Source organism: Carboxylicivirga sp. (assembly GCF_982718395.1).
In genome coordinates this window covers 1-14,254 of record NZ_CEXQWX010000153.1, presented here as the reverse complement: position 1 = coordinate 14,254, position 14,254 = coordinate 1, and the positions used below count along the sequence as shown (strand labels likewise).

The window sequence follows — 14,254 nt, the reverse complement described above, 5'->3', positions numbered from 1 at the left end:
AAATAATTGTTAGTTATTCCTTTTTTATATCAATACCCCAGATGTGTTCTAAGTTTACGGTTGGCCAGATTAAAACTAACTGAATCGGTAAATATATTACCTGCACCAAAATGCTGTCGCATCTTAATATCGAATAGATTCTTTATCGTATCTGACAGGTCAGATGCCGAGAGGAATATATTTGCCCCTTGTTCGAGCAATTCTTCAAACTTGTAAAGGTCATCATAATCAGGCCTGAAAGTGTTATTAATGACAATAAGGTTGGTTCCATCATTTACTTCATCATCGAAAAACTCTGAAAATGTGCTGTGTGATGTTTTGATATTGGATTCATCAACTACTTCGTTTAGTTGTTCAAAAAGCAGTTTACTTCCAAACGGTTTTGTATCATGTTTTGAAAAACTCAATGACCAATCAATGGTTTTCGGCGAATTAGACAAAACCATAACCACCAACATTGCAATGAGAATCATTGCAATAATCAATACTTTATTTGAAGATGATTCTTTCATTAATGGTTTTTATTTCGTCATAATCTGATTGATGAACTGTTGATATTCATTGTTGATCAACTTAAATTCTGGCTCACTTACCTCAAACTTACCAAACCAAACATACTCGTATTTCCGAATAACGGAAAGGAATATTTCTTTTAACTCGGAATTATCCACTTCATAGTAATAATCTCGATCAGTTTTATAAACATTCCACCTGATGTGTTTACCTCGGTGCAAAGCCCGGAGGCTAAGTAAAAACAGTACCCGTGTGGCTTCACGGTAGGCCTTATTTTGAGTATAGACCCTCAACATTTTCTCTAATTCATCAGATTCAATATCCATATTATTAAGAGCAAAATTGAGTTGGGTCACTTTAGTTGATTTGGAGAAAACAAAAAGTCCTTTAATAGGAACACCAAGAAGTCGAATGATAATAAAAACAATGGCTGCAATACCCAGCAAGAGAATTAACCACCCAACAAAACTTAAGGTGCCATCGCCCATCCGAAAGAATGATAAAATCCACTTAATAAATTTTTGCCACCAATTAAGTAATTCCGTATTAGTAGCATAATTATACTCATCAAGGCTTTTGTAGTAAGCTATAGTATCTGCTGATGGACAGCGATAATTAACGATGCTATTATCCCAGGCCTCAACATGATGTTGAGTGCTATCTTGTTGAGCAAAGGAATGAACTCCAAAGTTCAGTAGGATTAATGCTATTAGATACTTAACTTGGTTCACTATGGTTATTGTGTTGGATTGGATGTGTCTGTATTTTCTTTTCCTATTTGATTGATTCGGTCCATAATCGTGGTTGATCCATCTTTCTTGCTTAAGCTAAAGTATTGGAGGCCAGTCACTATATAAACAAATGATCTTAAATAGGTGCTGAGAACTATCAGTAGGACGTAGGAAATAAGTACAAACGGAACATTCAACTGGCTCCAATCTCCTGATTGAGCAATTATTGGAATTTTGAATTGTATGTATATCTGAAGAGGAACACTTATAATACCACTAACTATTCCTGCGATAATAGAGGCTACAAGTATTATTGCAAACGTAATCCACCAGTTGTCTTTAATAACCTGGAAACAGCGATTAAAATTACGTCCGAGTCCATTATCTTCAATAAACATTATTGGGAAAATAAGGGAGAGGATGATTGCAAAGTAAATACCAGGCAAGATAAACATTACGAAACCGGCCATAATCAGGATTGAGGTAACAATGGTATAGCCTATTATTGGGAAGAATTTGCGCACAATCATTTGACCTACTTCAGATATTGAGAAATTTCCCTTCCCTTTTTCATGATAAACTTTTATATAACCATAGGAGATGGCCATAACCATTATTTGGACTACTACACCAAGGAAAGCAATAATAATTACAGGTATTACAAGGGCCAATACGGTGCTTATATCTGGTGATTGATCTAAACCTGCGAAGTGTCCGTTGATTGCCTGGAAAACAGTGTGGATAATTGTGGCTATCAAGATGATGATGGGAATCCCTGTATAAGTAAATAAGGCTTTTGTAAACATCAAGCCTTCTTGCTTAAAAAACTCAAATGCGGCATTAATCACTCCGCTGAAATCTCTTCGTTGTGCAAATTTAAGTTCGGTCATTGCCTTTAAATTTTTTGATGACGATACTCGGGTAGATAAAAAAGTACCAAAGAATAACTATCAACGAGATCGCTATTATGAATATATTGAGCAAATTGTCAATTGTTTGATAGTGACGGGTTACAAAGCTCTCGAGCAAACCGGCAATAAAAAATACAATTGTAATTGGAATCATTACTTTAACGCCTTTGACAGCACCATACACAAAAGATTCTTTGCGAGGGTAGGTACCTGGAAATAACAGGTATTTACCAAGCATTATACCAGCACCACCTGCCAATACCACCGCTGATAACTCAAGAGTACCATGAATCATTATTGCATAGGTTGAAACACCAAGTAAGTTCTTTTGAAAGAAAAATGTCTGGAAAGCACCTACCATCACTCCATTAAAGAAAAGACCGTAGATAGTTCCAATTGGCGTGAGAAAGCCATAAAGAAAAATTTTCCAGGATACAGCAACATTATTAAAAATAATGTAATAGGCCATTGGTAATTCACCCATGTCGCCATATACAGCCATCGGATCACCTTTTTCAATATTATCAAGCGTCATATTGACATATGCATCACCCAATATAGTACGTACAAATTCAATATCAGCTAAAGAGGATGCAACCCCTAAAGCCCAGGCAGCCATAAAAACAATAAAAGAAATCAGGAAATAAGGTTTGGCCGAGTGTAATACCAATGGTAATTCGGTTTTGAAAAAGGCTGGAATACGGCTGCCTTTCTCTCGCTTATTACGATATATCTCCTGGTGTGTTTTCTGGGAAAGCCCATTTAGATAACTCAATGTGTGTGATCCCGGATAGAACGTTCGGGCGTATGCTAAATCATCAGTTAACTGAATAAACTGATCTGCCAAACTATCCGGATTAATCTGAGATGGTTTCTTTAATTGCTGTTCAAATTGTTCCCAGCGCTTTTTGTTTCGATTTATAAATGTAATCTCCTTCATTGGGCAGGCACATGAGCATTGCGAATAAATGAATTTTTCAGCACATAAAAAACTTATTTTACTAATTTTGATCTATTGATTTTCTATTCTTATCAATTCGCACAGCTTTTATGGAAAATTTAAGTATTTCTACCACTCAAAATGTAAACATTGATTATCAACTTGCCAGTGTTGGCGACCGTATATTTGCCTATATCATTGATGCGTTTATACAATTCATTTATAGCTTGATCATTTTTTTATCATTCTATTCAATCAACAATGATGTTGAATGGTGGATTACGTTGTTTCTTCTACCGGTGGTTTTTTATCACCTGCTTTGTGAAGCATTTTTAAATGGACAAAGTTTTGGTAAGATGGCCATGAAGATCAGGGCGATAAAAATAGACGGTAGCGAATTACGGTTTATCGATTGTTTTGTACGGTGGATATTTCGTTTGGTAGATTTTAGCCTTCCGATTGGAGGCGTGTTAGTTGGATTCTTAACCATCATAATTGGAGGCAAAGGGCAACGAATTGGTGATATAGTTGCAAAAACAACCGTGTTAAAGATTACTCCTAAAGGGAGTTTGACCAGTACAGCCTACATAGAGTTGGAAGAAGGCTATCAACCAAAATATCCGGAAGTGAGTTTATTATCGGATACGGATATGCAAACGGTTAAAGAGGTTTTATTGATTGCATCCAAAGATAATCAGTACACCAATATAGGAGCTCCTCATCCGTTAGTGTTAAAAACCAAGGAGGTGGTTATAAAGAAGATGAAAATTGAATCAGATCAACCATCTAAAGAGTTCTTGACAAGCATTCTTAAAGATTATAACTACTATCACCAATAATAAAAATGCGGAAATACTGACGTAGTTCCGCATTACGTGATATAAAGTCTTTGCTTAATCTCTGTTGCCCAGGAACAGCATTACATAGTATAATAAGGTTACTAATGCTGATAACGCTGCAACCACATAAGTATATGCTGCCCATTTCAATGCATCTTTTGCTTTCGCATGTGTATCCTGTGTTGTAATGCCCGCAGTATTCAACCAGGCAAGAGCTCGTTTACTGGCGTCGATTTCCACCGGTAATGTAATAAATGCAAAAAGGGTAAAAATTGAATAACAAGCTATAATGATTTGTAACGCCAGATCAAGGTTAATTATTCCCGGCAAGGCAACAGCACCAAAAAAGAGTGCTATAAACATGAAATTAAGAACCTTTGCGCTTACATTCTGTATTGGAACAAGTGCAGAACGAAATTGAAGAAATGCATAACTATTGGCATGCTGTATGGCGTGGCCGGTCTCATGTGCGGCAACAGCGGCTGAAGCAACACTTCGTCCATTATACACTTCAGGGCTTAAGTTAACTGTTCGGTTTGTTGGGTTATAATGATCGCTAAGCTGACCACTCACACAATTAATCTTTACATTCATCAAGCCATTTTGACGCAACATTCTCTCAGCTACTTCCTTTCCCGACATCCCAAAATTAATTGGAACTTGCGAATAGGCTTTAAACTTACTCTTTAGTCTTGAACTTACTATGAAGCTCAGAACCATAAAAAAGATAAAAATGATTAATAGCATAATTAAAAAATTTAGACTTGTATGCTATCAAAAACGTTGCCAATGTTCTTAGAATGGTAAATAAATAGTGAATGTGGTACCTTCACCGATTTTACTTGTACACTCAATTGTACCAGACAGGCTATCAATATATCGTTTCACTATATATAACCCCAGACCAGAGGAAGGAGTCTTGCTCTTGTTAGCAGGTTCAAATTTCTTGTATTTAGTAAATAAAGTTGGGATGCTTTCTTCATCTATTCCAGGTCCTTCATCTGTAATGCTTATGGACACTTGCTGTTCGGTTTTATTCAATGATAAGGTAATCTGTGAATCCAGGGGGGAAAACTTAATGGCATTTGATAACAGATTAGAAATAATTTTTTCCAATAGAGTATAATCGGTCTTAATAATTTCTTCTGTGGTATTCCAGTTGATGGATATTTCTTTCTCTGCCAAATGCTCTGAGTATTGTGCTACAACTTCTTTCATCAGTGCATATGCTGAAAACTCAGTTATATTAACAGCGAAAGAGTCAGATTCAAGACGTTTGATTTCGTTTACTTGATTAACCATCTCTTTTATTTGCCACAAGGCATCAAAAACAAATTGCAGTGCCTCATCTTTTTCATTTACATCAATATTTTCTTCATGCTTAATGCTGTTGATTAACGACACTGAAGAGGTGATAGGACGATCAATCTCTTGCGTGAATAAAGCAATCAGGTGATCGTTTTCCTGATTAAGGCGATCTACGTCGGCCTGTTGCTCCAATATTAACTGATTTTGTTCAAAAGCATTCTTGTTCACCTGCTCAAGCGACTGGCGCTGTTCCTCCAGCTGATTAAATGCCTTAGCATTTTCAAGTGCAATACTTGTATACATGCTAATGTTGCGCATAAAACTTAAGTGATAGGAACTGTATGCATTTTTTTCAGCACTCTGAACAGTTAATACACCAAACGGAGCTCCGCTTACCTTAAGTGGTATATATATAATCGACTTGCTATTTATGTCACCGGGTACAGGTCTTATTTCCTGTACGTAATCTTTGTATTCATTAGTAAAATCACCAATAAATACTTCTTTGTCATTAATCAGGCTGTGAATAGATAAGCGTTCTGAATCATCAAGCGGGAAAGTCATAAAAGGAACACGTTCTCCTCTTAAAATGACATTATTGAAATCCAGTGAGTTTGTTTCCTCTACATACATACCTACACCAAATAAGTAGGTGTCCATAACCTTGCTGGTAGCTTCATAAACCAGATTAAAGATATTATCGGTTGACAAATTGGCAGTCAGAATTTTTCCGATCTCAGTCAATTTTTCGAGATCAGTTAATGAACTTGAAATTGATTGAGCTTGCTTTTCGATTTCAATATTTTGATCCTTGATAATTTCACTCTGCCGGGTTATTTCATTTTTTTGCTCATTAATCTCTTTGGTTTTGGCAGATATTAGTGTTTCCAGCTCAAAGCGCATCGTCTTGGTACGTTGTTGCCAGGATATAATAAATGCGCCGAAAAGTCCCATAATCAATACTAATATCAGTACTCTAAAGGATATCGTGCGATACCATTCCGGGTGAATGCTAAATTGAAAGATGGCACCTTCATCATTTCAAATATTATTATTATTGGCTGCACTTACTATAAAAGTATACTCTCCTGAAGGCAAAGATGGATAAGCAACAGTGGTTGAAAATCCTTCTATCCATTCAGTCTCAATTGGCTCAAGTCGCCAACGATATTTTATTTTTTCAGGAACTGAGTAAGAGATCGCATCAAATTTAAAAGTGATGTTATTATCACTCTTCGATAAGGATAACTTGTCAGGGACATGAAACCATGGAACAATCGAGTCATATGATGACTTGTAAGTGTCACTTTTCCAATTAGGGCGCTTGTAGGATAGTTCAATATCACGGATGTAAATGCTTGGTGCCAGAAAGTTGGTGCGTTTTTCCATAGGGTTATAACGCATTGCTCCTTTGATGGTGCCGAACCATAAATGTCCTTCTTTATCTAAAAAGTTAGCCGTACCATTGTTTTCAATCCCAATAAAACCATCATGTTTATCAAAGAAAGTAACATTCCTTACTTCTCCGGTTGAAGAAATAGAAAGTTTATCAATACCATTTTGTGCACCTGCAAATATATTCCCATCAACATCCGCAATAATCGAATAGATATTATCAGCTGATAAACCATCAGCCGTATCAAAGGACATCCAATCTTTACCGTCGTATCGAATCAAACCGTCGGTAAATGTTGCAAACCAGATGTTGCCCATTTTATCTTCTGCACTTTGCAGGATGTATGATGAGTTAATTTCCTGACCTTCCAGATAAGGTGTTAAGACTCCTTTATTATAGAGGGTGATGCCGCGACTTGTGGATAGCCATAATCGGTTTTTGCTGTCAGATAATACATGAAATATGGTATTATCCTGCATATTTGAATTATAACTGTTATAGAATGTTGCTTTCCCTTTATAGCTTTTTATTAATCCATGTCGATAAGTTGAGAAAAAGAAAGTATCTCTCTGAACGACAATGTCACTTATTGGTAAGTGTTTCTCCCAGCCGTATTTTTCATTTACAGTTAATGCTCTTTTTCCATCAAATTCCCACAGCCCATTAATTGTTGCTAACAAAATTTTCCCTGAAGGAAGTTCGTAGAACTCTTTAATGGCTCTTAGTTCAGGTAACTCATCGTGTGGGAAAGAAGTAATGGTTTTTCCATTAAGCATACTGAAACCGCCTTCTCCATCAGCAAAATAATAAGTGCCGTTAGAATCCTGATAGATGGAGCGAATGATATCTCCGGTTAATCCGTTGCTTCTGTTAATTGAAAGGAATAGGTTACCACTATATCGTACCAGGCCGGCTCCAAGTGTGCCCAGCCAAATATTACCTTCAGGGTCTTGGTGGATATTGGATACCATATTAATAGGCAGGCCATTATCCTTATTGAAAACCTGCCAGCCATCTTTTTTATTGAAGCGAGCCACTCCACCGCTTTCAATTAAGAACCAGAAGTTTCCTTCCCGATCCTGTAGTCCTTTGAAAATAGCGTGATCATTTAAAGCTTCAGGCAATTCAATTTCTTTATCACCCTTACCGTCAATGTGAATGATTAATTTCTCATCGCCTTTTGATTTAAACAAAGAGAGCCATAAGTTCTTATTTCGATCGCGAAAGAGAGGATAGCGAAGTACTCTTTTTTCTTGAGCTACAAGTCCGTCATTATACTCCTTAATTTCATTATTTTTTAATACAAGCAGCTGTTTTGATGTTGACAATAACAGGCCATTGTTTCCGTCGGGTAGAATTTTATAGATGGGCCCTTTCCCCTCAAGTTCACTTTTAAGTTTCTCAGAAAAGTTGCTAACAACATTGTTATCGATTTCAAGCAATCTTCTTTCACCAGATATCATTCTGGCTAAACACCATATTTTACCGTTTTGTGTTTCACAGAAATCAACATGGTCGTTAAACAAAGTGGTGTCCGATTCTAGAATGGAAGTATAATTGATACCATCATAGCGCTGAATACCTTTAGGTGTTGCAATCCATAGGTTATAATCCCGATCATGAATAATTCCTAGAATAATATTATCCAGTAAACCATCTTTCTTGGTAAAAACTTCAAAGTCCTTACCATTAAACCGGCACAAACCACCTCCATTTGTACCAACCCATAAATATCCATACTGATCCTCCGTAATGGCTGCAATTTCCGACTGTGGCAATCCTTCCTCAAGGGAGTATTGCTTAAAATGGAAATATTGTGCATTACTTAATTGAAAAACCAGCCAAAATACCAGTGTAAAGATAAACAACGACTGTTTCATGGGTTTTAAATTAACAGTTAAATATACCTTTTTAGGATTAGCTTAACAAATGACTTTTGACAATTAAATAGAAAATTGGTTTTAATTTATAACCATCTTTAAAGCTGGCTTAAAACCGGAAATAAATAAATGGTAATAATGCACTTTGGTGAAAAGAATATACAAGATAAAGAGCAATCGAAATTATGCCAATTTTAATCCATATTGGAGCAAGAATAAAATGTAGCTTTATTCTTGTTCGGAATTTATCAGATAACCAATGGATGCAATAACCCATTATAAGTAAAAGAAATAAGTATGGGGTGGTGAGAACTATTTTCTTAACATCTGAAAGAGAAGTGGTATGAACAATACGATCCATTATTATTTGAGCATTTTGTAACGAATCAACGCGAAACACAATCCAGGTGATAACCACAAAATGAAATGTGAAGAACCATCCAAAAAATCTAATGATGCGATTATTGGTTTTTATAATTCCCTTTAACCCTTTATTAATCATTAGTCCAACACCATGAAGTGCTCCCCATAATATAAACTTAATAGCAGCTCCATGCCACAAACCACCTAACAGCATAGTTATCATTAAATTTATGAATGTACGAACAGAACCTTTTCGATTTCCGCCTAAAGGAATATACAGGTAATCGCGCAACCAGGTTGATAAGCTCATATGCCAACGCCTCCAAAAATCACTTAACGATGTAGCTTTATAAGGGTGATTAAAGTTTTTAGGTAAGCGGAATCCTAATAGCAAAGCAACGCCTAAAGCTATATCGGTATAACCTGCAAAGTCACAATAGATTTGAAGGGCATAACCATAAACAGCAACAATAACTTCGAAACCAGTGTGGGAGATAGGATGCTCAAAAATGCGATCGACAAAATTAACCGAAATAAAATCTGAGATGACGAGCTTTTTAAACAAACCACCTGTTATTAAAAGGATAGCCCACCAAATCCACTTTTCTGATAATACTAATTTGCGATATATCTGCGGAATAAAAGTTTTAGCCCTTACAATTGGCCCAGCAATTAGTTGGGGAAAAAATGACACATAAAACCCAAAGTCGACAATGTTTTTAACGGGGGTGAGCTGTCGGCGATAAACATCAATGGTGTAACTGATTGTTTGAAAGGTAAAGAAGGATATACCAATTGGTAAGGTGATTTTTTCGATACTGAAATTTGTTCCAAATAGTTGATTAGTTGCAGATGCCAGATAATCAAATGAGTTAATGTCAATATCGTTCAGTTTTTCGATGATCTCTACAATGAAATAGGTATACTTAAAATAACCCAGTACCGATAAGTTTATAGTCAGGCTTAATACCAATAACATCCGTCGCATCCATGGGCGCTCATATTTATTTAACCCTAAACCAATGCTATAATCAGTTAACGTTGAGAAAATCAATAAACAGAAAAAATAACCACCTGTCTTATAATAGAAATACAAACTGGCCAGAAACAGGAATGTGATTCTCAATCCGCGTTTATTTTGGAATATCATATTGACCAGCAAAATGACACCAAAGAAATACCAAAAGGCCACATGGCTAAACAGAAATAGATCAGACTGACCAGCAAGGTGATTTAATAACTCTTTCATATGACTGTTTTTTGAGTTACTAAACATGTATCTGCCAGCTCATTCTGATCAAATTGATGCCATAAAGCTTTGATGATATAAGATGCGGCTACTTCACCTCCACGCCTTGACAGGTGTATGTAATCGGTTAAAGCCCAAGGTGGTGATTTCTTGGTCCATTCAACGATAGAGCCTGAACCACCCATTGCCTTATATAAATCAAAGAAAGCAAAATCATATTCCAGCGTTACAGCTTTTTGGGCATCGCGTATTCGTTTAAGGTGTTGATACGGAATTATTTTTCCTTCTGAAAGATAGGCTGCATCAGTAATTCCAACTATCATGACAGGTACTCCGGGCAAATATTTCTTTAACAGATCAAATTGCTTTGCTAACTGAACTTTGTAGAAGTGGTAGTTGGTATCTACAGTTGGGATGACATTGGTGCCAAACTGAAGAATAACCATGCGGATGTTAAGATGCTCGCCCATGGCCGTAAAAAGTTCAGCATTTGTTTTATGAAACATTGGTGAGCTCTGACCTCTTAATGCAATGTTATCAACTGAAACACCGCATGTACTATCAAGCGCGCATCCCAAAACATGAATTGGATTCTCACTTTCTAACTCAATATTTAGCTTTGGCGATAGTTGCTCAAATTCCCAACTGATCTCAGTCAGATCAATTGATGGAGGTAGAGAATCATTAATTACTTCAGTTTCTTTAATGTGGCCTTTGATCAGAATAGTATCTGAATGCGGCACGATAAATAATCGCACCTTTTGGTAATTGGAAGCATGAGATTCAGCCCATCTGCTGGGACTAATCTTAAACTCGCCTTTAGAAGCAGCTTCTAAACTTGCAGTTCGCCCCATTAGTCCGTATTGTTTTTGTGTCAGAATGTTATGGCGGTTATAGACACTATGAATCTTCCATTTTCCTTTACTGTCTATCCATACCGAAGGATTAATACGGAGGGGATCATAAACAGTTGTTAAACCAGGTCCACTACCGCCAAATCGTTTTTGAAAAGATTCTCGCAGACGAGCTGTTATGCGATCACCCTCAATTTGAGAGTCTCCATAATGTAGAATTCGAATGTTTCTTTTTGATGTGGATGCTGTTTCTAGTTCTGTATGAAGCCTGTTTAATTGTTCCAGAAAGGCAGTTGGGCAACTAAGATGGTACTCTTCAATAATAGTATCTTTGGGTTCAATAGCTATATCAGCTATTAGAACAGTATCTTCAACAATAGTGGTAACCTCAACAACTGTGTCAATATCTTTGATAATCGGAATCTCAACCTGACTGATTTGCCAACTGGCCGGCTGATAAGTGAAGGGAACAAATTTTTTAAGAGCCAATGCAATCGCCATTATCAATATAAAATAGATAAGAATGCGAAAATATTGGTTCATAGATTATTAATTTGTTGTAAAATAAGAAATATCTTCTAATAAACTAAACAAGGGGTGAATATAGCTCATTGAATATCCACCCCTTGAATTTTATATATGCTTTCCTAAGACTTAGGTCTTATTTTAAGTTTTTGTCCAATCCACAATTTTGATGACGCAGATAGACCATTTAATTTCATTATATCCGTATTGGAAATCCCATTGTACTTCTTAGCAATTGACCAAAGGTTATCACCAGAACGAACCGTATAGTATTCATAATTTGGATCGATTGGCCCATTTTTCTTTGGAGTTGATCGGTTCGAAGTTACAGTCTTACTGCTTAAACGCTGTTTGTCGGCGTATGCCATATCATTGATGCGACTGTAATATTCAGTTTTATCTTTTGGTACATAAATACGTAATTTCTGACCAACGCGGATTACATTCCGGCGAATATTATTCCAGTATCGTAAATCGGATGTACGCACATCATACCAATCAGCAATTAGTCCTACAGCATCTCCTGATTTAACTGTGTAATAAACTGTTGCTTTGTTTTTAGGAATATCAGGGGTGTAGGTTGAATATTGTGGCTTTACAGTGGTTTTGCCATTAACAAAGTAAGTATCTCTTTTGAAAGCATAGATGGAGTCTTCCATGGCAGCAAAGTCGGAAGCATCATTCATGGCTAATCTTAACGCAAAATCACTTCCGGCCGGGATCATATCTTTTCTATATTGCGGATTCAGGCTTCTTAAATAATCCATCTTAACATTCAGCTTTTCGGCTACCTGCTTAAAGTGAATCGCCTGGTTGATAGATATCGTGTCAGTGACTACTGGTAAATTGTTAGGATTAGCATATAAGTTATGCTCCTTGGCGTACATAAATGTGTAAGTAGCCGCAATAAAAGCAGGTACATACCCTCTGGTCTCTCTAGGTAAATGATAATATATTTTCCAGAAATCACGATGACCACCTGAACGACGAATAGCCTTATTAACATTACCAGGTCCACAGTTATAGGCCGCAATTACCAAAAACCAATCTTTGTAGATGGCATATAAGTCATCCAGGAAATTAATGGCGGCAACTGTTGATTTATAAGGATCGCGTCTTTCATCAACATATGAATTGATGGTAAGTCCATATTGCTTTCCTGTATAATACATAAATTGCCAAAGCCCTGATGCTCCTGCTCGCGAGTAAGCTCTGGGATTTAAAGCAGATTCGATTATTGGCAGGTATTTCAGTTCTAATGGCATTTGTCTCGCATCCAGTTCTTGCTCGAATAGTGGAAAGTAGTAATCAGAAAGTCCTAACATATTTTGCACTAACTCTCTGCGACGAACGGTATATAGTTCGATATGACTCTTCACAATCGAATTATAGGTATAAGGCATTGGCGAGTTAATAGCTGCAATTCGTTCAATATAAACTGAGTCGGGTAATTTACCTATGCTTGATTGACTTGCAACCGAATCTAAAATATAATGATCTGGTGCTTTATTAATATACCATTGATTTAAGAGGCTGTCGAGGCACTCTTCCAAATATGGAGGTGTATCTGCTTCAGGGATCGAATCAACTTCACTCTGTGCGCTTGCAACACTTCCAACAATCATCATACAGGCCACGATGGCCAGTTTCTTCACCTTTTGCATAATTCGCTAGAATTTAAATTTTAACTGCAGACCTAATCCTGCATATTCGCCTGGGGCAGGTGCCATCATGGATGGTCTCACCTGCATGGTTAAGTCATCACTGATACTGAAATTGTAAAAATGAGCATCAACTGCCGCATCAACAATTTGGATGACATAAATGCCCACCATGCCAATGTAGCTAAGATCACGATAACGGCGATAATACTGCTTTTTGCTATTTAAAGCTTCTTCGAACCATTGTTCGTATTCACCGTAAATCTGATCCTCGGTTAATCCAGGCGGGATAAACTCAAGATAACTTTTATTGCCAGGATCGCGGATAATAAAATCACGATAGGCCGCTTTATATTTATTGTAAAATTTGGTATTAAAATGGATGGCATAGGCCACACCACCTATTCCCGCGTAAAGGATTGGTATTTTCCAATACTTTTTATTGTATGCTTGTCCCAATCCGGGAAGGATGGCAGCATAAAAAGATGCCTTATGTGGAGAATGCTTCTTTTCAATCGTTGGTGTTTCTACAGGCATACCTTCAATGGTTGCCGTATCACCTTGACTAATAAAAGCGTCTGTTCGTTGTGCATGAAGGGATAATGATAAACACATCAAGATCACCAAGCAGCACAGCTGGCTATAATGTTTTTTCTTTGTGGTCAAATCAAAGTCTATTTCAAGCAAATAAACTGTTATTATTTTGCTTTATCCAGAATGCTGATAATTTTTTCCAATTCATCGTCAGACCCGAAAGGAATCACAATTTTACCCTTTCCATTATCTGTTCGGGAGAACTGAATGTTTGTTCTAAAGAACGTTGACAATTGAGACTTTAATGCCTCGTACTCTTCTGGTAGATTTTTTTTTTTTTTGGATGATTTTTTACTGTCAACACCATTATTAAGGTCACGAACCATTTGCTCAACCTTACGTACAGAAAGGTCATTTTTAATGGTTTCGTCAAATATCATTAACTGAGCGTTGGGATCTTCAACACTTATGATGGCACGTGCATGTCCCATACCAATTTGCTTCTCAACCAAACCTAGTTGCACCTCAGCTGGTAATTTAAGCAATCGCA

13 protein-coding genes are annotated in these 14,254 nt (G+C 36.8%); 1 reads left to right on the top strand and 12 read right to left on the bottom strand.

Annotation, left to right across the window (positions count from 1 at the left end; all coding sequences use genetic code 11):
* Positions 1–29 precede the first annotated feature (29 nt).
* From AC4MRQ_RS20625 to AC4MRQ_RS20610, 4 genes are read right to left on the bottom strand one after another with little or no spacing between them, the layout of a single operon-like run.
* Positions 30–512 carry a hypothetical protein gene (locus AC4MRQ_RS20625; RefSeq protein ID WP_491199611.1) on the bottom strand — a complete coding sequence of 161 codons (483 nt, stop codon included), beginning with the start codon at positions 510–512 and terminating at the stop codon, positions 30–32.
* Positions 513–521: 9 nt separating this feature from the next.
* Positions 522–1,244 (bottom strand): hypothetical protein, encoded by a 723-nt coding sequence (locus AC4MRQ_RS20620; RefSeq protein ID WP_491199610.1) that lies wholly within the window; start codon positions 1,242–1,244, stop codon positions 522–524.
* A gap of 5 nt (positions 1,245–1,249) precedes the next feature.
* Positions 1,250–2,134: a hypothetical protein gene (locus AC4MRQ_RS20615; protein WP_491199609.1), complete on the bottom strand. Its 885-nt coding sequence runs from the start codon at positions 2,132–2,134 to the stop codon at positions 1,250–1,252.
* Entirely contained in the window at positions 2,121–3,095 is a 975-nt protein-coding gene (locus AC4MRQ_RS20610; RefSeq protein ID WP_491199608.1) for a stage II sporulation protein M, read from the bottom strand. Before AC4MRQ_RS20610 ends, AC4MRQ_RS20615 begins: the two co-directional genes overlap by 14 nt.
* A gap of 110 nt (positions 3,096–3,205) precedes the next feature.
* Here AC4MRQ_RS20610 and AC4MRQ_RS20605 point away from each other — a divergent pair, with 110 nt between their 5' ends.
* Positions 3,206–3,934 (top strand): RDD family protein, encoded by a 729-nt coding sequence (locus tag AC4MRQ_RS20605; protein WP_491199607.1) that lies wholly within the window; start codon positions 3,206–3,208, stop codon positions 3,932–3,934.
* Positions 3,935–3,988: 54 nt separating this feature from the next.
* On the opposite strand, the gene AC4MRQ_RS20600 is transcribed toward AC4MRQ_RS20605, so the two are convergent.
* The 8 genes from AC4MRQ_RS20600 to AC4MRQ_RS20565 form a co-directional block, all read right to left on the bottom strand.
* Complete coding sequence (locus tag AC4MRQ_RS20600; protein WP_491199606.1) at positions 3,989–4,681, bottom strand: zinc metallopeptidase; 693 nt, start codon at positions 4,679–4,681, stop codon at positions 3,989–3,991.
* 48 nt (positions 4,682–4,729) lie between these two features.
* The gene (locus AC4MRQ_RS20595) at positions 4,730–6,196 is read right to left on the bottom strand and encodes a GAF domain-containing sensor histidine kinase (protein ID WP_491199605.1); all 1,467 of its coding nucleotides are present in this window, start codon (positions 6,194–6,196) and stop codon (positions 4,730–4,732) included.
* A gap of 87 nt (positions 6,197–6,283) precedes the next feature.
* Positions 6,284–8,518: a ligand-binding sensor domain-containing protein gene (locus tag AC4MRQ_RS20590; protein ID WP_491199604.1), complete on the bottom strand. Its 2,235-nt coding sequence runs from the start codon at positions 8,516–8,518 to the stop codon at positions 6,284–6,286.
* A gap of 109 nt (positions 8,519–8,627) precedes the next feature.
* Positions 8,628–10,130, bottom strand: a complete 1,503-nt coding sequence (locus AC4MRQ_RS20585; RefSeq protein ID WP_491199603.1) for an MBOAT family O-acyltransferase — start codon at positions 10,128–10,130, stop codon at positions 8,628–8,630.
* Entirely contained in the window at positions 10,127–11,527 is a 1,401-nt protein-coding gene (locus AC4MRQ_RS20580; protein ID WP_491199602.1) for an SGNH/GDSL hydrolase family protein, read from the bottom strand. Before AC4MRQ_RS20580 ends, AC4MRQ_RS20585 begins: the two co-directional genes overlap by 4 nt.
* Positions 11,528–11,631: 104 nt before the next feature.
* Complete coding sequence (locus tag AC4MRQ_RS20575) at positions 11,632–13,173, bottom strand: lytic transglycosylase domain-containing protein (protein WP_491199601.1); 1,542 nt, start codon at positions 13,171–13,173, stop codon at positions 11,632–11,634.
* 6 nt (positions 13,174–13,179) lie between these two features.
* Positions 13,180–13,785, bottom strand: coding sequence for a DUF5683 domain-containing protein (locus AC4MRQ_RS20570; protein WP_491199600.1), 606 nt, complete (start codon positions 13,783–13,785; stop codon positions 13,180–13,182).
* An 83-nt stretch (positions 13,786–13,868) separates the two neighbouring features.
* On the bottom strand, positions 13,869–14,254 hold a 386-nt coding region (locus tag AC4MRQ_RS20565), incomplete at its 5' end, for a ParB/RepB/Spo0J family partition protein (RefSeq protein WP_491199599.1).